The sequence below is a fragment of the Dermacoccus sp. Ellin185 genome (assembly GCF_000152185.1).
Classification (GTDB): domain Bacteria; phylum Actinomycetota; class Actinomycetes; order Actinomycetales; family Dermatophilaceae; genus Dermacoccus; species Dermacoccus nishinomiyaensis.
The window spans coordinates 58,542-80,231 of sequence record NZ_AEIQ01000056.1; the positions used below are offsets into that span (position 1 = coordinate 58,542).

Annotated in this window: 18 protein-coding genes; 9 read left to right on the top strand and 9 right to left on the bottom strand. The window is 69.1% G+C overall.

Going from position 1 to position 21,690, the window contains the following annotated elements; all coding sequences use genetic code 11:
- Positions 1-21: 21 nt before the first annotated feature.
- From HMPREF0321_RS14735 to HMPREF0321_RS05095, 3 genes are all read right to left on the bottom strand, one after another.
- On the bottom strand, positions 22-1,398 hold the full coding sequence (locus tag HMPREF0321_RS14735; protein ID WP_006944703.1) for a glycosyltransferase 87 family protein: 1,377 nt from the start codon (positions 1,396-1,398) through the stop codon (positions 22-24).
- An 8-nt stretch (positions 1,399-1,406) separates the two neighbouring features.
- Positions 1,407-2,138, bottom strand: coding sequence for a putative glycolipid-binding domain-containing protein (locus HMPREF0321_RS14740; RefSeq protein WP_083607240.1), 732 nt, complete (start codon positions 2,136-2,138; stop codon positions 1,407-1,409).
- A 140-nt stretch (positions 2,139-2,278) separates the two neighbouring features.
- Complete coding sequence (locus HMPREF0321_RS05095) at positions 2,279-3,730, bottom strand: CCA tRNA nucleotidyltransferase (protein ID WP_040014499.1); 1,452 nt, start codon at positions 3,728-3,730, stop codon at positions 2,279-2,281.
- A 443-nt stretch (positions 3,731-4,173) separates the two neighbouring features.
- Between HMPREF0321_RS05095 and HMPREF0321_RS05100 the strand changes: the two genes are divergently transcribed.
- The 9 genes from HMPREF0321_RS05100 (at position 4,174) to trxA (ending at position 15,275) form a co-directional block, all read left to right on the top strand.
- Positions 4,174-4,791: a hypothetical protein gene (locus HMPREF0321_RS05100; protein WP_139023554.1), complete on the top strand. Its 618-nt coding sequence runs from the start codon at positions 4,174-4,176 to the stop codon at positions 4,789-4,791.
- Between the two features lie 205 nt (positions 4,792-4,996).
- Complete coding sequence (locus HMPREF0321_RS05105; protein ID WP_006944822.1) at positions 4,997-5,476, top strand: NUDIX hydrolase; 480 nt, start codon at positions 4,997-4,999, stop codon at positions 5,474-5,476.
- A 4-nt stretch (positions 5,477-5,480) separates the two neighbouring features.
- Positions 5,481-7,895 (top strand): DUF6049 family protein, encoded by a 2,415-nt coding sequence (locus tag HMPREF0321_RS05110; protein ID WP_006944716.1) that lies wholly within the window; start codon positions 5,481-5,483, stop codon positions 7,893-7,895.
- Positions 7,896-7,898: 3 nt separating this feature from the next.
- Positions 7,899-10,007: a murein biosynthesis integral membrane protein MurJ gene (gene murJ, locus HMPREF0321_RS05115; protein WP_006944754.1), complete on the top strand. Its 2,109-nt coding sequence runs from the start codon at positions 7,899-7,901 to the stop codon at positions 10,005-10,007.
- Positions 10,008-10,185: 178 nt separating this feature from the next.
- On the top strand, positions 10,186-12,135 hold the full coding sequence (locus HMPREF0321_RS05120; protein ID WP_006944774.1) for a protein kinase family protein: 1,950 nt from the start codon (positions 10,186-10,188) through the stop codon (positions 12,133-12,135).
- Entirely contained in the window at positions 12,132-12,668 is a 537-nt protein-coding gene (sigM, locus tag HMPREF0321_RS05125; protein ID WP_235006046.1) for an RNA polymerase sigma factor SigM, read from the top strand. Before HMPREF0321_RS05120 ends, sigM begins: the two co-directional genes overlap by 4 nt.
- A 108-nt stretch (positions 12,669-12,776) precedes the next feature.
- Complete coding sequence (locus HMPREF0321_RS05130) at positions 12,777-13,688, top strand: hypothetical protein (RefSeq protein WP_006944757.1); 912 nt, start codon at positions 12,777-12,779, stop codon at positions 13,686-13,688.
- Between the two features lie 184 nt (positions 13,689-13,872).
- Positions 13,873-14,877, top strand: a complete 1,005-nt coding sequence (gene trxB / locus HMPREF0321_RS05135) for a thioredoxin-disulfide reductase (protein ID WP_006944760.1) — start codon at positions 13,873-13,875, stop codon at positions 14,875-14,877.
- A 71-nt stretch (positions 14,878-14,948) separates the two neighbouring features.
- Complete coding sequence (trxA, locus tag HMPREF0321_RS05140; RefSeq protein WP_006944697.1) at positions 14,949-15,275, top strand: thioredoxin; 327 nt, start codon at positions 14,949-14,951, stop codon at positions 15,273-15,275.
- A 167-nt stretch (positions 15,276-15,442) separates the two neighbouring features.
- Here trxA and HMPREF0321_RS05145 read toward each other — a convergent pair whose 3' ends face one another.
- The 6 genes from HMPREF0321_RS05145 to yidC all read right to left on the bottom strand — a co-directional run bounded on the left by HMPREF0321_RS05145 (position 15,443) and on the right by yidC (position 21,634).
- Positions 15,443-15,781, bottom strand: a complete 339-nt coding sequence (locus HMPREF0321_RS05145; protein WP_006944618.1) for a hypothetical protein — start codon at positions 15,779-15,781, stop codon at positions 15,443-15,445.
- Positions 15,774-17,015 (bottom strand): ParB/RepB/Spo0J family partition protein, encoded by a 1,242-nt coding sequence (locus tag HMPREF0321_RS05150; protein ID WP_006944763.1) that lies wholly within the window; start codon positions 17,013-17,015, stop codon positions 15,774-15,776. Before HMPREF0321_RS05150 ends, HMPREF0321_RS05145 begins: the two co-directional genes overlap by 8 nt.
- Positions 17,016-17,118: 103 nt before the next feature.
- Positions 17,119-18,051: a ParA family protein gene (locus tag HMPREF0321_RS05155; RefSeq protein ID WP_083803210.1), complete on the bottom strand. Its 933-nt coding sequence runs from the start codon at positions 18,049-18,051 to the stop codon at positions 17,119-17,121.
- Positions 18,052-19,154: 1,103 nt separating this feature from the next.
- A complete protein-coding gene (gene rsmG, locus HMPREF0321_RS05160; protein ID WP_006944660.1) occupies positions 19,155-19,922 on the bottom strand; it encodes a 16S rRNA (guanine(527)-N(7))-methyltransferase RsmG in 768 nt (255 codons plus the stop codon).
- Between the two features lie 37 nt (positions 19,923-19,959).
- Positions 19,960-20,457, bottom strand: a complete 498-nt coding sequence (locus tag HMPREF0321_RS05165) for a R3H domain-containing nucleic acid-binding protein (RefSeq protein ID WP_006944720.1) — start codon at positions 20,455-20,457, stop codon at positions 19,960-19,962.
- Between the two features lie 13 nt (positions 20,458-20,470).
- Positions 20,471-21,634 (bottom strand): membrane protein insertase YidC, encoded by a 1,164-nt coding sequence (gene yidC, locus HMPREF0321_RS05170; RefSeq protein ID WP_006944685.1) that lies wholly within the window; start codon positions 21,632-21,634, stop codon positions 20,471-20,473.
- Between the last annotated feature and the right edge of the window lie 56 nt (positions 21,635-21,690).

The following is a 21,690-nucleotide window of genomic DNA, read 5'->3' on the forward strand; positions in this document are numbered from 1 at the left end:
AACTGCGCGCCTACCTGTGAGTTACTCGCCACCTCGTGGTGCGGGTGAAGCGACGTTGCGCCCGCGTCGGCCCGCACGGGCGTCGAGAAGTGCCCAGGCGATCCACAGCGCGCCGGCGACGACGTACGTGTTGCCCAAGACCTTCTGGACGAGGCTCCACGACAACTCGGCGTCCTCGTAGTGAGGTGGCCACCACGTCGAGCGCGAGACGAAGACGAGCAGCCACACCATGAGGAGCGCACCCGTGGCGACGGCCCAGCCGGGCGCACGCTCGGCGGCACCGATGCCCCGCGCGTCGCCATGGTCTACGTCATCGGCCGCATGCTCGCCATTGCCCCCGCGCGCACCCCGGAGCTGACGGACGAGCGCCGCCACGAGCACGAGAGCGGCCGGCCACGCCCAGACCCAGTGATGGCTCCACGAGATCGGCGACATCGCGAGCATCCCGAACGACGCGGCGATCACCGACTCGAGTTCATGACCGCGACGGTGGAGGTAGGAAGCCGCGACGAGCGCCGCCAGACCCGCGAGCGCCTGCGCCACGAGGACGACGGCGTGCGGCAGAGGCCCACCGGCCCACCGCGGCAGCACCCCGGTGAGGGCCTGGTTACCGGCGAAGAAGGCCGAACCCACGCGCGACGGATCGCGCACCGCATCCGTCCAGAAGACCGCCGCGCCATGCGGATTGAACATGAACCCCACCGCGACGGTGGCGGCGAACGTCGCGCACACCGTCGCCGCAGCCCGGAACTGCCGCGTGAACACCAGATAGGCGACGAAGAACAGCGGCGTCAGCTTCAACCCCGCAGCCAGACTGACCATGACACCGCGCGCACGATGACGGCCCGTCAGATCGAGCAGACACAACGCCAGCACGATGAGGTTGACCTGCCCGAACGAGAACGTCGCCCACACCGGCTCGAATGCGATCGCCAGCACGCCGACCGGGATGAACCACCACCGCATCCCTCGGCCACGACGCCCGAGGCGGGACGCGGCGGACAGCGCGCGCCGCGTGACGAGCATGAGCGCGGCGCACGACGTCGCCGTCACGAGCGTGGCTGCCACGGGGAACGCCAGGTGCCCGAGCGGCGCCATCACCATCGCGCCGAAGGGCGGGTACGTGAACGGCAACGACGCGACGGGGTACTGCTGGTCGTAGAGGTCGGGCGAGAACGCGTGCCGAGCCCCCAGGAGATAGACGCGCAGATCGATGAGCCACGTGTCCGGATCTTGCGCGGCCAGCTTGTGCAGGATGAACGCGGTGACGGCTGCGATGGCGAGCAGCGCCCCGGCGACAAGCGCGGCCCCGGAGCGCATCCGGGTGCGACGGTCGCAGGAGCTGGCCTCGGTCGGCGGCTCAGAATGCACCGGATCGCGAGCCGGGGGTTCGACCATGGTTCTCGTCATGGGACGTCGACGCGCGCGGCGAGATCGGGGTAGGTGAGCACGAGGCCATGATCGTCGACGGTGAGGTCGACGCTGACGTCGCGCGTCGCCGAGCGGTAGTGCACGACCGAGAACACACGCGGGTCGAGCACCGTCATCGCCTCCGTCAGCGCCTGCGGACCCGACGAGTACACCTGCGGCGACGGCATGACAGCGAGATCCGGAAGGCGCACCCACGCCGTCGTGATCGGCCGTTCCCCGACGCCGGCAGCGTCGACCCCGAGACGACGGATCGGCATCGTGTTCGTCACCGGGCAGCCGCCGAGGTCGACGTCGACGGCGTCGCTGAGGAGCAGTTCCATGCCGTCCTCCATGCCGAGCGGGGCCAGCCAACCGGGCGCGTCGCCCGACCCGTCACCCTCCCAGCGCCACAGCGAGCGAGCTCCGTCGTCACGGCGCCAGAGGTTGAGGTGGCGTTGCCACACCGGCTCCCGCCAGCCGCCCTCGTCTGCTGTTTCACGTGAAACGTCGTCTGTTTCCGGTGAAACAGGCGCGTAGCCCTCGGCGTCGAGCGTCACGAACTTCGTGCGCCAGAGTGAATCCACGACGAGATCCCACTGCACGCGCCACGTCTCCGTCGACTGACGGCCGGTCGCGACGAACCCGCCCTCGTCGGCGAAGTCGATCGACGCCACGTCGAGACGCGTCTCGTCGTCGAGGCCCTGCCACGCCACGTCCACTGCCGTCATGGCACCAGCTTGTCAGGCACGCCAGCCGTGACGGCGGCAACACGCCCGCCGCAGTCCACGGCACCCGCCATCGGCCCGCGACGCGCACCCGCGAGAACACGAATGACGCAATGACAACACGAACAGCGCAAGGCCCCCCGTCAGCCCTGCGACTCCGGCTGCTGCGCCCACCATTCACGCAGCCGCTCGCTCGCGGCGTCCTTGCCGATGACGCCCTCATCGAGGCGCACCGCGAGCAGGTGCTTGTAGGCACGCCCGAGTACCGGCCCGGGCTTGATGCCGAGGACGGCCTGGATCTCGTTGCCGTCGAGCTCGGGCCGCACGGCGGCCAGCTCCTCTTCGGCCTGGAGGCGCTCGATGCGCGCCTCGAGGTCGTCGTAGGTCGCTTGCAGCCGGGCTGCTTTGCGCTTGTTGCGCGTCGTCGAATCCGCTCGCGTCAGCAGGTGCAGGCGCGGCAGCAACGGCCCTGCGTCCGTGACGTAGCGGCGCACGGCCGAGTCGGTCCACTCACCGTTGCCGTAGCCGTGGAAACGCAGGTGCAGCTCGACGAGACGGGAGACCTGCTTGATCGTCTCCTTGTCGAAACGCAGCGCGCGCAACCGCTTGCGCGTCATCTTCGCGCCGACGAGTTCATGATGGTGGAAGCTCACGCCGCCACCCGGCTCGAAACGTCGCGTGTCGGGCTTGCCGATGTCGTGCAGCAGAGCCGCGAGGCGCAGCACGAGATCCGGCCCCTCGACCTCGGTCGGCGCCTCGACCCCCGGCACCTCGCGCGGTCCCTCGAGCGCCATCGCCTGTTCGAGCACGATGAGTGAGTGCTCGTACACGTCCTTGTGACGGTGGTGCTCGTCGATCTCGAGCGCGAGCGCCGGCAGTTCGGGCAGCACGTGTTCGGCGATGCCCGACTCGACGAGCAGTTCGAGCCCTCGGCGCGGCGTCGGTGACATGAGGAGCTTGACCAGTTCGTCCCGCACGCGCTCGGCCGAGATCATCTCGATCGACGCGGCCATTTCGCGCATCGCCCTGAACGCTTCGGGCGCGACGTCGAACCCGAGCTGCGACGAGAAACGTGCCGCGCGCATCATGCGCAGTGGGTCGTCACCGAACGAGACCTCCGGGTCGGTCGGGGTGCGCAGCACACCTGCAGCCAGGTCGGCGAGACCGCCGTACGGGTCGACGAACGTCAGGTCGGGCAGGCGCAGCGCCATCGCGTTGACGGTGAAGTCGCGGCGGACGAGATCGTCGTCGAGCGAGTCACCGAACTCGACCACCGGCTTGCGCGTCTCACGGTCGTAGGCGTCGGCGCGGTAGGTCGTTATCTCGACCTGGACGCCACCCTTGCGCACCCCGATCGTGCCGAACGCGCGGCCCAGATCCCACGTCGCGTCGGCCCATCCGGCGACGATGCGCTCGGTGTCATCGGGGCGGGCGGACGTCGTGAAGTCCAGATCCGGCGAGGTGCGGGAGAGGAAGGCGTCGCGTACCGGCCCACCGACGAGAGCGATCTCGTGCCCGGCCCCGGCGAACAGCTCACCGAGCTGCCGCAGCAGCGGCATGACCGGTTCGAGATGCGCGATCGCTGTCCCGAGCATCCTCGCCCCCGACGCCGGAGGCGCCGCGGTCGTGCCCGTCCGGGCGTCCTGCTGGGTGGAGGTGGAGGTGTGCGTCACTGGTCAAGGGTATCCAGTCGCCCACCTCGGGCCGCACCCCCGTTGCGCTGCCGCGTGATGGCTGCCGCCACGCCTGAGTGGTGGCCGTCGCCTCGCGTCCAGCGCCTCTTCGCAACGGGCTTCATCAAATGGAGTCGTTGCGATGGACAATGCGGGCGATCGTCGCCCCCCGTCGCCATGTTCCACGTGAAACATCGCTTCGTCCTCGCTCGACGTCGGTCACATCCACGCCAGCATCGAATCGACGGTCCCCACATGAGCACCTCAGCAGACGTGCCGCCGTTCCTACCCGCTCGGCGCATCCGCGCGGTCGCTGCCGCCTACGGTGCGGTCTCGGGGCGGTGGCCGGCCTCGCGCTGACCCCGATGAACGGTGCGCAGCACCTCATCTGGCACGGGCCCAGAAGCCCCGTACGATCTGCCGCCACCATCCTGCTCAGCGGTGTCATCATCGTGCCGCTGCGGCGCAAGGATGACCACCTCGACACCCTCGACTCCCTCATCACCGAATCCGAGGATCCCGTCGCCGTGCGCTGGCGGCGCACGCTTCACCTGTGCGCCCTCGGTGTCGCGGCCGTCGCCGGTTTCCTCGGCTGCGTCGTCATCCATCAGGCCACCAGCGGTGAGCACGTCGCCCTCGGTCTGCCGACCGTCGGCGGCGGTCAGGAACAGATGCTGTGGGCCTTCGTTCCCGCAGCCGCGGGCGCTGCGATCGCCGCGCTCTTCAACGCCGCACAGCCGCTGCTGGGCAGATGGCTCGATGCGGTGCCGGCACCGTCATGGGTGCAGGCCATGCTCGCCACGATGGCCGTCGCCCTCCTCGCGGCCTTCCTCCCGCAGGCCCGATTCTCCGGACACGAGCAGATGCCGGAGATCGCCGCCTTCATTCACGACGGCGCATGGGTGACGCTCGCGGCGCTGGCCTGCGCAAGCCCCTCGCCGCGCTGCTGTTGTGCGCCCTCGGCGCCGGCACCGGCGCCCTGATCCCGCTCATGGTCGCGACGCTCGTCGGCGCCGTCATCGCTCGTATGTTGCCGGAGCGCGAGCAACACTGACGGGGCACCCCCAGGCCACCCACGAACGGCCGCGACGGACGTCAAGACCGGGCGCCGGCGAGTTTTCCGCATCATGCCGGGGCCTGCGGGCGAGCGCGGGCGCAAACGCCGAACCCTCTCGTTAAGGTATGAGAATGACCGTCTCCTCGCACCGCGTGCACCGGGCTGCGCGCCTTGCGACGCTCGAGGAGATCTCTGCGGGCGGCGTCGTCGTCGACGTTCGCGACCACCAGGCCTACCTCGCTCTCATCGCGCGCCACAATCGCGCCGGACGCGTCGAGTGGTGCCTGCCGAAGGGCCACATCGAAGCCGGTGAGACGCTAGTCCAGACCGCGGAACGCGAGGTGGAGGAGGAGACCGGCATCAAGGGCCGCGCCCTCGTGACGCTCGGCGTCATCGACTACTGGTTCTCCGTGCCGGGCTACCGCATCCACAAGATGGTGCACCACTACCTGCTCGAAGCCGTCGGAGGCGAGATCAGCATCGAGAAGGACCCGGACCACGAAGCCATCGACGCGCAGTGGTTCCGCCTCGACCGCGCCCACGAACACCTGACGTTCCCCAACGAACGCCGCATCGCCGCGACGGCGTGGGCCCGCCTGACCGGTCATTGAGTCGATGACGAGACGAGCCCACCTCGCCGCGTTCTCGGGCCTGCTCGCCACCTGCCTGGCAAGCGGCCCGCCATGCCTGACGAGCACTGCCGCAGCGTCGACGGTGACGAACGTGTCGTCCGTGGCCGGCATGTCGGCCCATGCCGCGAGCGCCTCGCGCGTCGCGACGAAGAGTTCGGCGCAGAGCGGTCCGATCGCTGTGTCGCTGACAGGCTCGACACCCCCCACCCTGAAGAGCGGCGACTCGCTCTCGCTCAGCGTGCAGGTGCGCAACACGGGCTCGACGCCGCTGACGAACGCAACCACCCGCATCAGCGTCGCCAAGCGTGCGCTCGACACGTTGGAGGTGCAGTCACGCTGGAGCGCCGGCGAGGTCGCGATGACCAACCCCGCCACGGCGACGACGAACGTCGGGACGCTTGCACCGGGCGCGAGCACGAACGTCACCGTGACGATCCCGGCGAACCAGCTCGACGTCAGCTTCTCGATGGCGACGATGCCGCTGCAGGTCGATGTCACCGGAGGCGGCTCCACCGCGACGATCCGCAGCTTCGTGACGACGCAGGCCGATTCGACGAAGTTCACGCCGATGTCGACGTCCGTCGTCATTCCCATCACGCTTCCGGCCGACCCGAAGCTGTTCACCGCGAGCGGTCGCGAGCGCTTCGACGCGTGGAACAAGGCCATCGGGCCGGGCTCGGACATCCAGCGTCTCCTCGCCTCGAACCCGGGTGCCCCCATCACGTGGATGATCGACCCGGCGGTGCTCGATCCCGCTGCGGCACAGGACGGTTCGCTCCCGACGGAGGCTGCCGCGGACCGGGCGACGACGTCGACGCCCAGTTCGTCGAGCTCCGCGTCGGCCTCGCCCGGTGACACGGGTTACGCCGGCAGCACGCCGTCCTCGTCCTCCGCGTCGTCGACGGCGAGCGCCGGTAGTGCCTCGCCCAGCAACACCGCACCGAGCGGGGCATCGACCTCGTCGACCTCGTCGAGGGACGCGTCCTCGTCGTCAAGCAGTTCCTCTTCGAGCAGCTCGTCCTCGCAGGATCCTGCTCCGGCGACGACCGTCGAGGCACTCGCGGCCGACCTCGTCGCGACGTTGAAGGAGCGTCCGAGCGGTCAGCAGGTCGTGTTCACGCCCTACGGCGACCCCGACCTGTCGTCTTTGACGGCGGACGATCGGCCCCCGGGCAGCGACGCCGTGCTGCGGCGCGCACTCGCCCGTCCACTGTCGCCGGCGTTGAAGGAACTGTCGACGACGGTGGTCGCCGCGCCGGCTGCGCCGCTCAGCGTGTCGGCGACGAACCGGTTGTCGCAGGTGTGGTCGTCGGTGCTCGGCGGCAAGCCCCTCATCATCACGCCCAACGTCACGCTCGACGGCTCCGACTTCGTCTCGGCCTCATCGGCGGCGCGGCGCAGCACGTCCGGCATCCCGATGATCGGGTACACGAGCGCCCTCAGCGCGCCGCTGAGCTCGGACGGCGCCGACAGCGACGTCGAGGCCGGGTTGCGCGAACAGGCCGCGGGTCTCGCTCTCTACCAACAGTTTCCGTCGGCCGACCGCAGCCTCATGGTCATGGGCGATCGCCTCGGCACGACGTCGCCGTCGCGTCTGGCGCAGGTGCTGTCGGCCATCGACACGGCGCCGTGGATGACGACGAGCGCCCTCGACGTCTCGAGCAGCCGCTCGGCGGGCACCGTGGCCAAGCTGTCGACCGAGGCACCTGCCTCGGACGGCGTCTGGCCCCGGCCCAGCACGCAGGCCTTCGATGCGCGCGACCTGCAACGCGCATCGCGCACCCTCGCGTCGCTGACGCAGGTGGCGGGCGCGGTCGTCGACGGTGACGACATCGTGCCGGCGTGGAGCCGCAATCTCGATCAACTGACGAGCACCCGCTGGCGCGGCACCTCGCCGGACGTCGACGAGCTCGTCCAGCATGCCTCCGCCGCCGTGTCGACGATCCCCGAGCACGTCAGCGTCGTCCCGGCGCGCATCAACTTCTTCTCCGACTCGGGCACGATCAGCGTGACGGTGAAGAACGACCTGGCGCGCGACGTCAAGGACGTCAGCCTGACGCTCACGCCACGCACGTACGCGGTGCAGTTCCGCTCACAACCGGAGCCCGTCACGATCAAGGCGAAGGGCCAGACGACGGTGCGCGTCCCCCTCGCCGCGCAGGCTGCGAGCCTCGTCGACGTCGACGCGAGCCTGACGGCCGCGAACGGCGTCGCGCTCGGCCCGGACACGTCTGACACGTCCCCGTTGCGCATCAACGCGCGCCCGACGGGTACGTGGATCTTCTGGGTGCTCGGTATCGTGGCGTTGCTCGTCTTCTGCTACGGCCTCGTGCGCGGCAGGAAGGCGGGAACCCGCCGACGCGATGAGCTCGCGCGGGACATCCAGCTGGAGGAGTAGCCGATGTCGAACGCCGAACCTGATCCGTCGCGCCCGAACGGCGCGGCGTCCGGATCGCTCGGCGCGATGTACGAGACGGCGGTACGGCACACCATCGCGATGCCGAACGTCGCGGGTACGAGCATCGGTTCGGCCTACGAGTCGTGGTTCGAGGCCGACCAGGAGGCGCAGTGGTTGCGCAACCTCGAGTCCACGCGCAGCCACGCGAGCAGCGACCACACGCAGGTCATCGACCTCGGCGAGGTCGACGCCTACCGCGAGCGTCGCGAGGCCGAGGACGCCTGGAACCTCGAGGCTGACGACGCCCTGGCCGTCTCCGGCAGACCCGGCGCCCAGCGAGGCTCAGGCGCCTCTCGTGTTTCACGTGAAACACGAGGCGCGCAGACGGCGGCCATCCCGACGACGGGGGCCGCAGGCCCGGCGACCGACCCCGTCGAGACGCCCGCCGACGGCCCCCAGACCGCAGCGGCGAAGTCCTCGGGAACAGGCGGGGTTCTGCGCAACAGCGCCATCATGGCGGCCGGCACGCTCGTCTCACGCATGCTGGGCCTGCTCCGTTCCGTGCTGACGGTCTGGGCCCTCGGCTCGACGACGGGCATCGCCAACACGTGGGCGACGGCCAACAGCCTGCCCAACATCATCTACCTGCTCCTGGCCGGCGGTGTCATCAACGCTGTTCTCGTCCCGCAGATCACGCGCGCGCTCGAGCACTCCGACGGCGGCAAGGCCTACACGGACCGCATCGTCACGCTCACGCTGACGATCCTGCTCGGCGTCACCGTCATCGGCATGGCCCTCGCCCCGTGGGTCTACCAGATCTACGACCACAAGAACGTCACGGGCGACAAGCTCCACGTCGCCACGGCGTTCACGCTCATCTGCCTTCCGCAGATCTTCTTCTACGGCGTCTACACGATCCTCGGTCAGGTGCTCAACGCGCGCGGACGCTTCGGGGCGTTCATGTGGAGCCCCGCGCTGGCGAACGTCGTCATCATCCTGGGGCTCGTCTGGTTCATCGCGGCGTACCCGCACGGTCAGAACGGGGTTCCGCCGTACTCGGGGTGGACCACGGAGATGATCCTCGTCCTCGCGTTGCCCGCGACGCTCGCGATCGTCGCTCAGGCCCTGGTGCTCGTCCCCGTGCTCAAGCGTGCGGGGTACTCGTTCACCCCGAACTTCAAGTTCCGCGGCGTGGGTCTGCGCAGCGCTTCGACAATGGCCGGCTGGGCGTTCGCGGCCGTCATCGTCCAGCAGCTGGGCCTCATCGTCACGTCCCGGCTGCTCAACTCCCAGCCTGACGGTGAACCCGGAAAGGGAGCGCAGGATCAGGCGTTCCTGCTGTTCACCCTCCCGCACTCCCTCATCACCGTCAGCCTGGTCACCGCGCTGTTCACGCGGATGTCCATCGCCGCCGGCCGCAACGAGACGGACAAGGTGAAGGACGACATGACGACAGGTATCCGCCTGTCGGGCCTTGCGTCGGTCATGCTGACGTTCGGCTGCTTCGCGCTCGTCTTCCCGCTCGTGTCGGCCATGTTCGGCGCGGATCCGGACACCCGGTGGGCCATCGGCTCGATGGCCATCGCCATGCTCGTCGGCCTCGTGCCCTACTCGCTGTGCCTCGTCATTCAGCGCGTCTTCTACGCCTACAACGACGCGAAGACCCCGTTCTGGATGCAGATCATCTGCACGGGGATCGCCGTCGGACTGACCGTGCCCTGGTTCTTCCTGCAGGACACGACCATCCTCGGTCACCCCGGCGCCCACTGGGTCGGCGTCGGCGTCGGTCTCGCGCAGACGATCTCCAACGTCGTCCAGGCCGCGGTGGGTTTCGTCCTGCTGAGGCGCCGCTTCGGCGCCGTCGACCTGTCGGAGACGGTGCGCACATACGTCCGTCTGGCGATCGCCGCGATCATCGCCACCGGCGTCACGTTGCTCGTCAGTTTCCTCATCCACCAGGTCGCGCCCGTCACGCGTGTCGAGAGCCTCGTCGAACTGCTCATCATCGGCCCGCTGTTCCTCGCCGTGTACTTCCTCGTCGCGAGCCGCCTGCGCGTGCAGGAGATCAACAGCCTGCTCGGCCCGATCACCCGTCGTCTGCGTCGAGGCTGACGTCCCCTCGCGGTCGTGACGCGTCATCGTCACGGCCGCTCGGGGCGATGCCTCCAGACCTCGCCGCGCCGAAGGGACGCCGTACCGCGTGGTTGCCCGGCGGGCTGCTTAGGATGAACCGAGCCCGGCGTCTCAGCGACGCGCGGGCCGTGGTTCATCGACGCGACGAGGAGTGCGAGTGCAGGGCATCACGAAGGGCACGGTGCTGGGCAACCGGTACGAGCTGACGTCCGAGATCTCGGACGCCCCCGGTCTCGCACGCTGGATCGCGCGTGACGAGAAACTCGGGCGTGACGTCGCCATCACCGTCGTCGGGTCGCGTTCGGCGCACGCCGACGCGGCGCTCGACAGTGCCCGCCGCGCCGCGGGCGTCGAGGACCCGCGCCTCGTGCGCGTGCTCGACGCGGGGCGCGACGACGAGTTCGCGTACATCGTCGAGGAGCCGCACACGGGCGCCTACAGCCTCGCCGACCTCGCACGCTTCGAGCCGATGCATCCCGAGGAGGCGCGTCGCATCGTCGGTGAGACGGCGAGCGCCCTCGAGGCCGCGCGCCAGCGCGGCCTGCACCACCTCATCCTGACGCCGCGTCACGTCCTACGCCTCGCCGACGGTTCCATCGCCGTCACCCAGGTCGCCGTCGGTGGCTCTCTCGCCGGGCGTGACGACGTCTCCAGCTCCGAGGCGACCGCCATCGACACGCGTGCGCTCGTGGATCTGCTCTACACGGCCTTGACGGGCACGTGGCCGGGCGACCCGAAGGACATCGAGGGCCTCAAGGGCATCGAACTCGCGCAGCGTCGCGCCGACGGGCAGATCGCGACACCCGCCGAGATCGTCGACGGGGTGCCGAGTGATCTCGACGCGATGTGCCGCCAGGTCCTCAACAGCGGTGACGGCCCGCGCACGCCGGGCGAGGTCGCGCGTCAGCTCGCGCCGTGGTCGGCGCAGATCATCACGGCTCCGGGCCGTGGGCGACGCAGCGTCGAAACCGACGACGACACAGCGGACGAGCCCGAGTCGACGTTCGTCGTTCGCCGGGCCGACGTGCGCGCGGGTTCCGGCGACGGTGCAGGCAAGCGCTCGGCCGTCGGAGCCGTCGGTGCTGCGGCCCTCGCAGCGGCAGGTTCGAGCAAGGGTGGCTCGGACAAGAGCGCCTCCGGCAAGGCCGGTGCGACGAGCAGCGGCGTGAGCACCGTCAAGAAGAGCGGCACCAAGAACGGTTCGTCCTCCACCGACGACGTGCGCGGCGACGACGCCACCGACCCCGGCGCGAAGCCCGCGGTGGCTCTTCCGCGCAAGCCCGCCCCGCGTCGTGTCAACGAACCCGACCCCGCCGACGCGACGATGGTGGGCCGCCCCGTCGCATTCGACGCGGACGAGACCACGCAGTTCAACCTCGACGACGAGGACGCCGCGTACGCCCGCACCTCCTACGACCCGTCGTTCGAGGAGCTCGAGCCCCCGGTACCGGGGTTCAACGGCGGCACCGACGACCCTGACCCGGCGAGCAGCAAGCTCGCCCTCGTCCTCGTCGGCCTCATCGTGCTCGGTGCGCTCGTGCTCGCCATCTTCGGGCTCCAGGGCATCACCGGCAGCTCTGACAAGCCGGACGCCGCCGCGAAGCCCAGCACGACCGCCTCGTCGCCGAAGGGTTCGAGTGCGCCGTCCTCTGCCTCGAGCGCTGCCCCGGCAGGCACCCCCGTCCAAGCCGCCGCAGCCACGCTCGTGAACGCGCAAGGAGCGCGCCAATCCGGTTCGCTGGCCGCGGCCAACGCCATCGACGGCAACCCCGACACGGTGTGGATGAGCCTGCGCTACCGTCGCGCCTCCTGGGGCGGCGACCCCGACATGGGTGGCGTCAGCATCGACCTGGGTTCGCAGACAGCCGTCAAGACCATCAAGGTGACGCCCGGCAAGCGCACGCCGCTGACCGCCGACGTCTACGTCAGCGACACCCCCGGCAAGACGGGCACGAAGGTCGGCTCGATGTCGAGCGCGACGAGTGAGCAGACGATCTCGACGAACGCGTCGGGGCGCTATGTCACTGTCTTCATCCCGAATCAGACGAAGCCCGCCGGCCAGTCGTACTACGAGTCGTCGATCGCCGAGGTCACGGTCTCGAAGTGAACGGATCAGTGCTTCGGGACAGCACCGACGAAGAACTCGTCCAGGCTCATCGTGAGGGTGACCCGGACGCGTTCGGCGTGCTGTTCGAGCGCTACAAGGACAGGATGTGGGCGGTCGCCCTGCGCACGACCCGCGACCCGGAGCTCGCCGCGGACGCCGTGCAGGAGGGTTTCCTCGCCGCGTTCAGACGCCTCGAGTCGTTCCGCGGTGATGCGAAGTTCTCGACATGGCTGCACCGCGTCGTCGTCAACTCCGCACTCGACCGGCTGCGCCGACTGAAGCCGACGCAGGAGTGGCCCGAGTACGACATCGCCGACACGCGGGACGCGCATGCGCAGACCGACGTCCGCCTCGACGTCCGTCAGGCCCTTGCGCAGCTGCCCGAGGGGCAGCGCCTGTGCCTCGTCCTCGTCGACATGGAGGGTCTCAGCGTCGCCGAGGCCGCGACGCACCTCGGCATCGCCGAGGGCACCGTGAAGTCGCGGTGTGCGCGGGGGCGCACTGCCCTCGCGGGCATGCTCGCGGATCGATGACGCCGAGGCGTCATCCCGAAGACGTGGCTCACGTCACGGAACCACCGTGCCCGCCTGCGCGTCAGACACAATGAAGCACCCGTCCACGCTCATGAGAGGAGGCCTGACATGACCCGCAACTTCCGCGACGAGTGGGAGGCGTCCGCGCACGCCGACGACAAACCGGTCGCGTCGGCCGAGGTGCAGCAACAGATCGCTGCCATGCTGCGGACGGAGGCCTCCCGTGACGCTCCCCGCATGCCCGACGACGTCGCCACGCGCGTGCGCGACGCGCTGACGAGCGCGTCCCGTGAGGCGGGGGTGCCCTCGGACGAGAGGCTGTCGGACGTGCGACGTCCGCCCGAAGATCTCCAGCGCGATGAGCGCCCCGCGGTGCCCCCGGCGGTGCCGCTGCCGCAGCGTCCTGGAACGCAGCAGCGCCCCGCGGTCCCGGCTTCCGAAGGACAGATGAATCCTCCGGCGGCGTCGCAGAGCCCGTCAGGGGCCACCGTCACCTCCCTGGACGGCCATCGTCGCCGACGCACCCTCGGGCGCGCGGCGCTGGCGCTCGGCGCCGCGGCGGCCGTCGCCATCGGCGCGGTGACCCTCGTGACGAACCGTGACGAGCCCCATCCGAGTGCCCAGCCCACGGCAGAGGCGTCGATGGAACCTGCCGAGGAGAACTACGCCTCACGCGTGCGTGTCACGCAGACGCAGACGAAGTACACGTCGACGGATCTCGCGACGCAGGCTGCGGCGCTGCGGACGTCGAAGTCGCCTGCGATCGAACCCGCGCAGGCCAACGCGCAATCCTTGGGCCCCCTGGCCACCGGCGAGGGCGTGCAGGCCTGCCTGCAGGCCGTCGCGAAGGGCGTCATCGAGAAGCCCGACGCCGTCTACGCCGACTTCGCCACCTACGACGGCACCCCCGCCGTCATCGTCGTCGCCGTGAAGGGCCGCACGTCGACGGCCTGGGTCGTCTCGCGCACCTGCAGCACGGCCACCGACCTCGAGGCGGGGCCGACGTCCGTCACGACGTGAGGGCCGGGGTCGACGGTTTCGCATCGACTTGCTCGCCAGCCCGGTGGCTCGACGCCGCGGTACGCCTCGGCATGCGCTCGGAATGTCCCACGACTAGAGTGCGTTGTGCAAGGTGACAGCGGGCGCGCGACAGCGCCGAGACCTTCCCCGGGCAGCCCGTGACAAGACAACGAAGGAAGCTTTCGTGAGCGACCAGGCCGTGCGCAACCTCATCATCATCGGCTCCGGCCCCGCCGGGTACACCGCCGCCATCTACGCGGCGCGAGCCAATCTCGAACCGCTCGTGTTCGAGGGCTCCGTCACCGCTGGTGGCGCCCTGATGAACACCACCGAGGTGGAGAACTTCCCCGGTTTCTCGGACGGCATCATGGGCCCCGACCTCATGGAGAAAATGCGTGCGCAGGCCGAGCGCTTCGGCGCCGAGCTCGTGCGTGACGACGTCACATCCGTCGATCTCACCGGTGCCGTCAAGACGGTCGTCGACGGCGAGGGCGTCACCCACCGCGCGAAGGCCGTCATACTCGCGATGGGCTCGGCATACCGCGAACTGGGCCTTCCCGACGAGAAGCGCCTCTCCGGCCACGGCGTCTCGTGGTGTGCGACGTGCGACGGCGCGTTCTTCCGCAACCAGGAGATCATCGTCGTCGGCGGCGGCGACTCGGCCGTCGAGGAAGCCACGTTCCTCACGCGCTTCGCCGCGAAGGTGACGATGGTGCATCGGCGCGACGAGCTTCGCGCCTCCAAGATCATGGCCGAGCGCGCCGAGAACGACCCCAAGATCGAATTCGCCTGGAACAGCGAAGTCGTCGCCATCCACGGCGAGGACAAGCTGACCGGCGTGACGCTGCGCGACACCGTCACCGGTGACGAGCGCGAGCTCGCCGCGACCGGCCTGTTCATCGCGATCGGCCACCTGCCGCGCAACGAGCTCGTCACCGGGCAGATCGAGCTCGACGACGAGGGTTACGTCGTCGCGCAGGAGCGTTCGACGCACACGAACGTCGACGGCGTCTTCGCCTGCGGCGACCTCGTCGACCACACCTACCGTCAGGCCATCACGGCCGCCGGTTCGGGCTGCTCCGCAGCCCTCGACGCCGAGCGCTTCCTCGCCCACCTCGACGCGGCGGGCGAGCCCGCTCCCGACGCGTCCCTCACCGCGGAGCCTCAGGGCGCCGACGCGGCGCGCTGATCATCTTCGACCGACCAAGAACCATCGACCACGGGTGCCGCTTCGCCGGTGCCGGCACAGAGGAGAACATCATGGGAGCCACCAAGCCCACCACGGACGCCACGTTCGACGCCGACGTCCTGAAGAACAGCAAGCCCGTCCTCGTCGACTTCTGGGCCGAGTGGTGCGGCCCCTGCCGCGCCGTCGCGCCGATCCTCGAGGAGATCGCAGCGGCGAACGCCGACAAGATCGACGTCTACAAGCTCAACACGGACGAGAACCCGGCGATCTCCGCGAAGTACGGCATCACCGGCATCCCGACGATGAACGTCTACCAGAACGGTGAGGTCGTCAAGACGATCGTCGGCGCCATGCCGAAGCCGAAGCTGCTGCGCGAGCTCGAGCCGTTCCTCGGCTGAACCGAGCCGCATCACGACACTGTCGGGCACGCAGCGTCCGACGACGAAGCCCCGGCCCACCAGACATGGTGGGCCGGGGCTTTTCGTCTCTACCCCCGTGCTGCCCTCCCCTTGCGCCCAGATGCACCCGGGTGCACTTGGACGCAAGGGGGGCGGCCGTCAGCGGTTCAGCGGTTCTTGTCGAACTCTCGCTTGATGGCCGCCCCGCAGATGCCGAGGACGACGAGGCCCAGCATCGCCATGCCCCAGTCGCCGTGCATGACGTCGCCGATGACGAAGTAGGCGAAGATCAGCGCGAAGAGGCAGAAGATGACGAGCTGCGGCGTCGCCGTGCGGCCCCGACGGCGGTCGATAGCGTTGTCGCTCAGCGGATCCGTGCCGTCGATCAGCGGAGCGTCGGTGATGTCGGAACGCGTCAGATGCCCGTCCTGCGTCTGCGCCGTGGCCGAGCTGCCGTCAGAATGATTGACCTCAGGAGCCTCATTCGGGTCGAGACGCTCAGCCACGTTCGATCCCGAGAGCGTCCATGATGCGGTTGAGGTCGTCGACGGAGGCGAACTCGACGGTGAGCTTGCCCTTGTTCTTGCCCATCGTGATGCCGACGCGGGTGTCGAGCTTGTCGGCGAGATTGCTGGCCCAGTGATCGAGATCCGGGTTGGTTTCACGTGGAACAGCGCTCTTGCGCGGCTTCGTGTCGTCGCCGAGCGCGATGATCTCCTCCGTCGCGCGCACGGAGAGGCCCTCGGCCACGATGCGCTGGGCGAGCCGCTCCATCGCGGCGGGGTCACTCATGCCGAGCAGGGCACGGGCGTGGCCGGCACTCAGGACACCCGCGGCGACGCGACGCTGCACCACCGGCGGCAGCTTGAGCAGGCGGATCGTGTTGGAGATCTGCGGGCGGCTGCGGCCGATCTTCGTGGCAAGCTCGTCGTGCGTGCAGCCGAAGTCCTCGAGCAACTGTGCGTAGGCCGCCGCTTCTTCGAGGGGGTTGAGCTGGCTACGGTGCAGGTTCTCGAGCAGGGCGTCACGCAGCAGATCCTCGTCCGTCGTCGAACGGACGATGGCCGGCACTGTCGCGAGACCGGCCTCCTGCGAGGCCCGCCAACGCCGCTCACCCATGATGAGTTCGTACGGCGTCTGCGCGTGATCCGGGTCGCCCTCCGGCACGGGCCGCACGACGATGGGCTGCAGAACCCCGATCTCGCCGATCGAGTGGACGAGTTCGGCCATGTGCTCCTCGTCGAACACCGAGCGCGGCTGCTTCGGGTTCGGGCGGATCAGCGACTGCGAGATCTCGGCGAACGACGCACCAGGCACGGGCGCGAGGTTCGACGTCACGTCCCTCTCGTCATCAATGCCGGCCGCGTCATCACGCTGTGCCGGCTGCGCTTCGAGCTTCGCCACCTCTGTTTCACGTGAAACGCTCGGCGCCTGCCCCGCGGGCTGCGTGACGGCGGCCGCGGCCGCGGCAAGGTCGTCGTGGCGGCGGTGCGTCGAGGCGCGCGATTCGGTCCGGGGTTCGGTACCCCGCGGCGCCTGGTGCGACGGGCGCGGCGTGAGGGCCTCGCTGAAGCGGCTCGCACGGGCCTCCGGGGCGCTGGGTTCGTCGCCGTCCTGCGTGCGCGAGGCCTTGGAGTCGGTGAAGAAGACGTCCGTCGGGCGCGTCACCCGCGTCGGTTCGGTGGTGTTGGGGATGAGCGCACCCAGGCCACGGCCGAGTCCACGTCGCTTGTCGTTCATCGAGGTCCACTTCCTACACGGTGGGTCAGGCGGGATGAGTATGGGAAGGCTGCGTACGACGTTGCAGCATGACGGCGATCGCCGTCGGGCGTCACGGCGTCGGTCATCGTCCGATTCGCCCCGACGGCTCGGGCACGCTCGCACCGCGCAGGGCGATCTCCCGAGCAGCATCGCGGTAGCTCGTCGCACCGGTGCTCGTCGGGTCGTACGTCATGACGGTCTCGCCATGGCTCGGCGCCTCCGAGATGCGCACCGAGCGCGGCACGAGCGCGCCGAGCACCTGCTCGGGGAAGTGCGCGCGCACCTCGTCCGCGACCTGCGCGGAGAGGTTGGTGCGCCCGTCGTACATGGTGAGAAGGATGGTCGAGACGTGCAGCCCGGGGTTGAGGTGCATCTTGATCATCTCGATGTTCTTGAGCAGCTGGCTCAGCCCCTCGAGCGCGTAGTACTCGCACTGGATGGGGATGAACACCTCGTCAGCCGCGACGAACGCGTTGACGGTGAGCAACCCGAGGCTCGGCGGGCAGTCGATGAAGACGTAGTCGAAGCGCTCGTCCGGGGTCGAGTCAGCCAACTGCGCGTTGATCGCACGGTGCAGACGGGATTCGCGAGCGACCAGGGAGACGAGCTCGATCTCCGCGCCGGCGAGGTCGATCGTCGCCGGCGCACACCACAGGCCGGGGATGTCGGGGCACTGGGCCATGACCTCGTCGATCGGCGTTCCTTCGACGATGACGTCGTAGACGCTCGGCACGTCGGAGTGGTGCTCGATGCCGAGAGCAGTGGAAGCGTTGCCCTGCGGGTCGATGTCGATGACGAGAACCTTGAGCCCCGCCTGAGCGAGCGCCGCCGCGACGTTCACGGTCGTCGTCGTCTTCCCGACGCCGCCCTTCTGATTTGCGACCGTGAGCACCCGCGGGTGCGTCGGGCGCGGCAGTTGTTCGACGCCCGTGAAACTCACGCGCGCCGGCCTGGGCTCGGCTGACGGTGCCTCGGGTTCGGCGTGGAGCACATTGCGTCGTCCTTCGTCGTCCATGGGGTGCTGTGCGTCGTCGTGATCTGTCACGCCTTGCCAGTCGGTGTCCGTCGCGCGTTCGAAGCTGGGAACGCGGGGGCGGGCATGGCGGCGAGCGCGACGCGACGGCAGGGGTGAGCGCGCAGCCAGGGCGGGATCAGCCTCGACGCTCTGCGACTGCGGAGCGTCTGTGGCCTCGGACCCGGCATGATGACGCGGCACGTACCCCTCGCTCTGCGCAGAATTGCGGTGCGACACATCCTCTTGTGACGCAGTGCCCTCGGGCACCTCGGCCGTGCCCTGATCTGCCGATGCCTCGTCGACGACGCGACCGGTCAACGTCACCGCCGTGGCGGCATCCCCCACACCTTCGCCATCGGAGACGGCGACCTCGGCCTTCGCGTCAGCGGCACCAAAGTCAGCACGTTCGTCATCGCCCGGGGCGTCGGTTGGGGTAGCGGCCTCGACGCCATCGACCGGCTCGGTTCCATCCGCGTCGCGCGGCGCGGGAGCCGTCGCGGTCGATGTTTCACGGGGAACAATCGCCCCGCCGAGCAGGATGTCATAACCGAGCGCAGCTCGCACATCAGAAACGGCATCGCCGGCGGGGGCGGCATCCTCGCCATCCTGCATGTCGCGAGGTGAGGGTTCCGATTCCCCCGTGGGTGCGGCGTCCTGGTCAGCGGCCGACGGCTCAGCGACCTCGTCAGCGGCATCCGTCGTGCGCTCGCCAGTCACCTCCGAGACCTGCGGATCCATCATGGGCTGAGGTGTTTCACGTGAAACGTCAGCACAGATCGGGCCCTCAGCCTGCTCCGTCACGACCGGATTCACCACCGTGACGACCGCATCACCGCCGAGGCTCTCGGCCGCGGCGGTGGAGATACCGTGCCATCCGACGGGCTCTGGGCTCGGGCCCGTGTGCGCGACGCCAGGCCTGTGGGTGGGCCAGCCGACTGGGGCAGTGGATGTCACCGGTTCTCCTCGGATTCGCGTTGACGGCAAGACCCCATTGTGTCACCTGTGGCGCAGGGGGCGAACGCGGCTGTCCCCAGGCCTGACGTTGCCGTCACACCTGGGGACAGGGAATCACGTGGGGTGGCGCACCGGCACCGGAGAGAACCTCAGGCGCGCCGATCCGGACGGCGGGACGGCTTCTGCTTGGTCTTGTCGATCGTGCCGGCCTGCTTGCGCGTGAGTTGCGGCGCGACGCCGTCGACGGTGAGCCGGACGGTCACCGTCGGTGGCTCGACGGTGCCCTCGCCCCACGTCTCCACCTCAGCCATGCGAACACGCAACCGGCGCAGTACGGCCTCGTCCTCGTCACGCTCTTCGGCGGCACTCGAGCCCTTGAGGACGAACATCTCGCCGCCCCGGCTCACGAGCGGCAACGACCAGCGCGCCAGTTCCCCGATGCGCGCCACGGCACGTGACGTCACGACGTCGAACGTGCGCTGCCCCCACAACTCGTCCGCACGGGCGCGCACCACCTCGACGTTCGGCAAGTCGAGTTCTTCGACGACGTCGGCCAGCCACGTCGTCCGTCGAAGCAGAGGTTCGACGAGCGTCATCGTGAGGTCGGGGCGGGCAATGGCGAGGACGAGGCCGGGCAGCCCAGCGCCGGCACCGATGTCGGCAACGTGCGCCCCCCGGGCGATTCCGGGGTGGACGACGGCGCAGTTGAGGACGTGCCGTTCCCACATGCGCGGCACCTCACGCGGGCCCATGAGCCCGTGGCTGACGCCGGTGTCGCACAGGGCGTCGACGTAGCGCGTCATGAGCGGCAGCCGGTCAGCCAGGAAGGCTGCTGCCGTGTCGGGTGCCGGAGGCGGCGAAGACGCCTGCGGGGCCGCAGGCGTCTTCGCGTCGTGCTCGTGAGCGGGCTGCGTCATGCTGCCGTCTCACGCTCGAGTTTCACGTGAAACACGATCATTCGGGCAGCACCACGACGTAGCGGTTCGGCTCGGCGCCCTCGGATTCCGACGTCAGCCCTGCAGCGAGCACCACATCGTGCACGACCTTCCGTTCGAACGCGGTCATCGGCTCCATCTCGACCTTGGCGCCAGTCTTCTTAGCTTCCGCGACGGCGTCAGCAGCCTTCGACTCGAGAGCGCTTCGTCGCTCGGCACGATGGCCGGCGATGTCGAGCATCGCGCGGCTGCGCTCGCCCGTCTCAGCCTGGACGGCGAGACGCATGAGTTCCTGCAGGGCGTCGAGCGTCTTACCGCCGGAGCCGACGAGGGAGCGCGGCACCTGGCCTTCCTCGGAGTCGACGATGGAGACGGCCGCGCGGCCTCCCTCGACCTCGACGTCGATGTCGCCGTCGAGGTCGGCGATGTCGAGCAGCTTCTCGAGGAAGTCCGCCGCGATCTCACCTTCGCGCTCGAGGTTGGTGACGCCAGAGCGTCCCGGTGCCTGTTCGGTCATGATGACGTCCCTCTCACTTCTTGCGCTTCGAGCGCGGCGTGTTCTTCTTCGGCTGGTTGCGCGGCCCGGTCTGCGGCGCCTTGGTGGCCCGGCCGTTCTCGCGCACCGGGTTCGTGGCCGCGGGTGTCTCGACGACGCTCGACTCGACGACGTCGTCACTCGCAGCCGCCTTCTTCTTCGACATGGAGACCTTCGATGCGCCGGCGGGGCGTGCACCCGTCTTGAGGCCCTGCTGTTCGCGGGCCTGTTCTTGCGCCTTCTCCATGGCCTGGGCGAAGCGGCCCTTCGGTTTGCCCTCGTTGGCCTTGCGCAGATCGTCCATCGTGACGGTCTTGTGCTCGCGCCCCTTGGCGCGGTTGCGCTCCTCGAGCTTCTTCTCGGCGGCCGATCCGGGCGTCGGCATGCGGTGGATGACGAACCACTGCTGGCCCATCGTCCACACGTTCGTGACGAACCAGTAGATGAGGACACCGATCGGGAAGTTCACACCGGAGATCGCGAAGAAGATCGGCATCAGGTAGATGATGATCTGCTGCTGCTTCGCCATCGGCCCCTCGAGTGCGGCCTTCGGCATGTTGCGTCGCATCAGCTGGTGCTGGGTGATGAACGACGTCGCCGACATGAGGACGATGAGCAGGATGGCGACCCACTTGGCCGATCCCCAGCCGTCCGTGCCCATGAAGGTGTCGGACAGCTTCGCACCGAACAGCTTCGAGCTCTCTGCCTGGCCGGCGAGCGACCTCGTGAGGAAGCCGATCTCATCGTGACGCCCGTCAGCGATCTTGCTCAGGTTGTTGAGCACCCGGAACAGCGCGAAGAAGAACGGCGCTTGGAGCAGGATCGGCAGGCACGAGCCGAGCGGGTTGGTACCGGTGGTCCGGTACAGCTCCATCATCTCTTCCTGCTGCTTGGCGCGGGACTCAGGATCCTTCTTGCCCTTGTACTTGGCCTGGATCTTCTGCATCTCTGGCTGCACGAGCTGCATGCGACGCGACGCGTGGATCTGCTTGACGAACAGTGGGATCAGCAGGATGCGCAGCACGATGACGAGGCCGGCGATGGACAGCGCCCACGTCCAGCCGGACGCCTCGGGCAGGCCGACGAGCGAGAAGAGCTTGTGCCAGCCGACCATGATGGCGGCGACGAACCACTCGAGTGGATAGAGCAGGGTGTCCATCAATCATCCTTCGCAATGATGTGGGCGTGAGTCGACGCCGCTCGCGAACGAGCAGG

What these genes read in the sequence shown, in the direction of transcription:
- HMPREF0321_RS14735 (WP_006944703.1), bottom strand. Translation starts at nt 1,398, where the DNA reads ATGGTCGAACCCCCGGCTCGCGATCCGGTGCATTCTGAGCCGCCGACC.
- HMPREF0321_RS14740 (WP_083607240.1), bottom strand. Translation starts at nt 2,138, where the DNA reads ATGACGGCAGTGGACGTGGCGTGGCAGGGCCTCGACGACGAGACGCGT.
- HMPREF0321_RS05095 (WP_040014499.1), bottom strand. Translation starts at nt 3,730, where the DNA reads ATGCTCGGGACAGCGATCGCGCATCTCGAACCGGTCATGCCGCTGCTG.
- HMPREF0321_RS05100 (WP_139023554.1), top strand. Translation starts at nt 4,174, where the DNA reads ATGAACGGTGCGCAGCACCTCATCTGGCACGGGCCCAGAAGCCCCGTA.
- HMPREF0321_RS05105 (WP_006944822.1), top strand. Translation starts at nt 4,997, where the DNA reads ATGACCGTCTCCTCGCACCGCGTGCACCGGGCTGCGCGCCTTGCGACG.
- HMPREF0321_RS05110 (WP_006944716.1), top strand. Translation starts at nt 5,481, where the DNA reads ATGACGAGACGAGCCCACCTCGCCGCGTTCTCGGGCCTGCTCGCCACC.
- murJ (WP_006944754.1), top strand. Translation starts at nt 7,899, where the DNA reads ATGTCGAACGCCGAACCTGATCCGTCGCGCCCGAACGGCGCGGCGTCC.
- HMPREF0321_RS05130 (WP_006944757.1), top strand. Translation starts at nt 12,777, where the DNA reads ATGACCCGCAACTTCCGCGACGAGTGGGAGGCGTCCGCGCACGCCGAC.
- trxA (WP_006944697.1), top strand. Translation starts at nt 14,949, where the DNA reads ATGGGAGCCACCAAGCCCACCACGGACGCCACGTTCGACGCCGACGTC.
- HMPREF0321_RS05150 (WP_006944763.1), bottom strand. Translation starts at nt 17,015, where the DNA reads ATGAACGACAAGCGACGTGGACTCGGCCGTGGCCTGGGTGCGCTCATC.
- HMPREF0321_RS05155 (WP_083803210.1), bottom strand. Translation starts at nt 18,051, where the DNA reads ATGGACGACGAAGGACGACGCAATGTGCTCCACGCCGAACCCGAGGCA.
- rsmG (WP_006944660.1), bottom strand. Translation starts at nt 19,922, where the DNA reads ATGACGCAGCCCGCTCACGAGCACGACGCGAAGACGCCTGCGGCCCCG.
- HMPREF0321_RS05165 (WP_006944720.1), bottom strand. Translation starts at nt 20,457, where the DNA reads ATGACCGAACAGGCACCGGGACGCTCTGGCGTCACCAACCTCGAGCGC.
- yidC (WP_006944685.1), bottom strand. Translation starts at nt 21,634, where the DNA reads ATGGACACCCTGCTCTATCCACTCGAGTGGTTCGTCGCCGCCATCATG.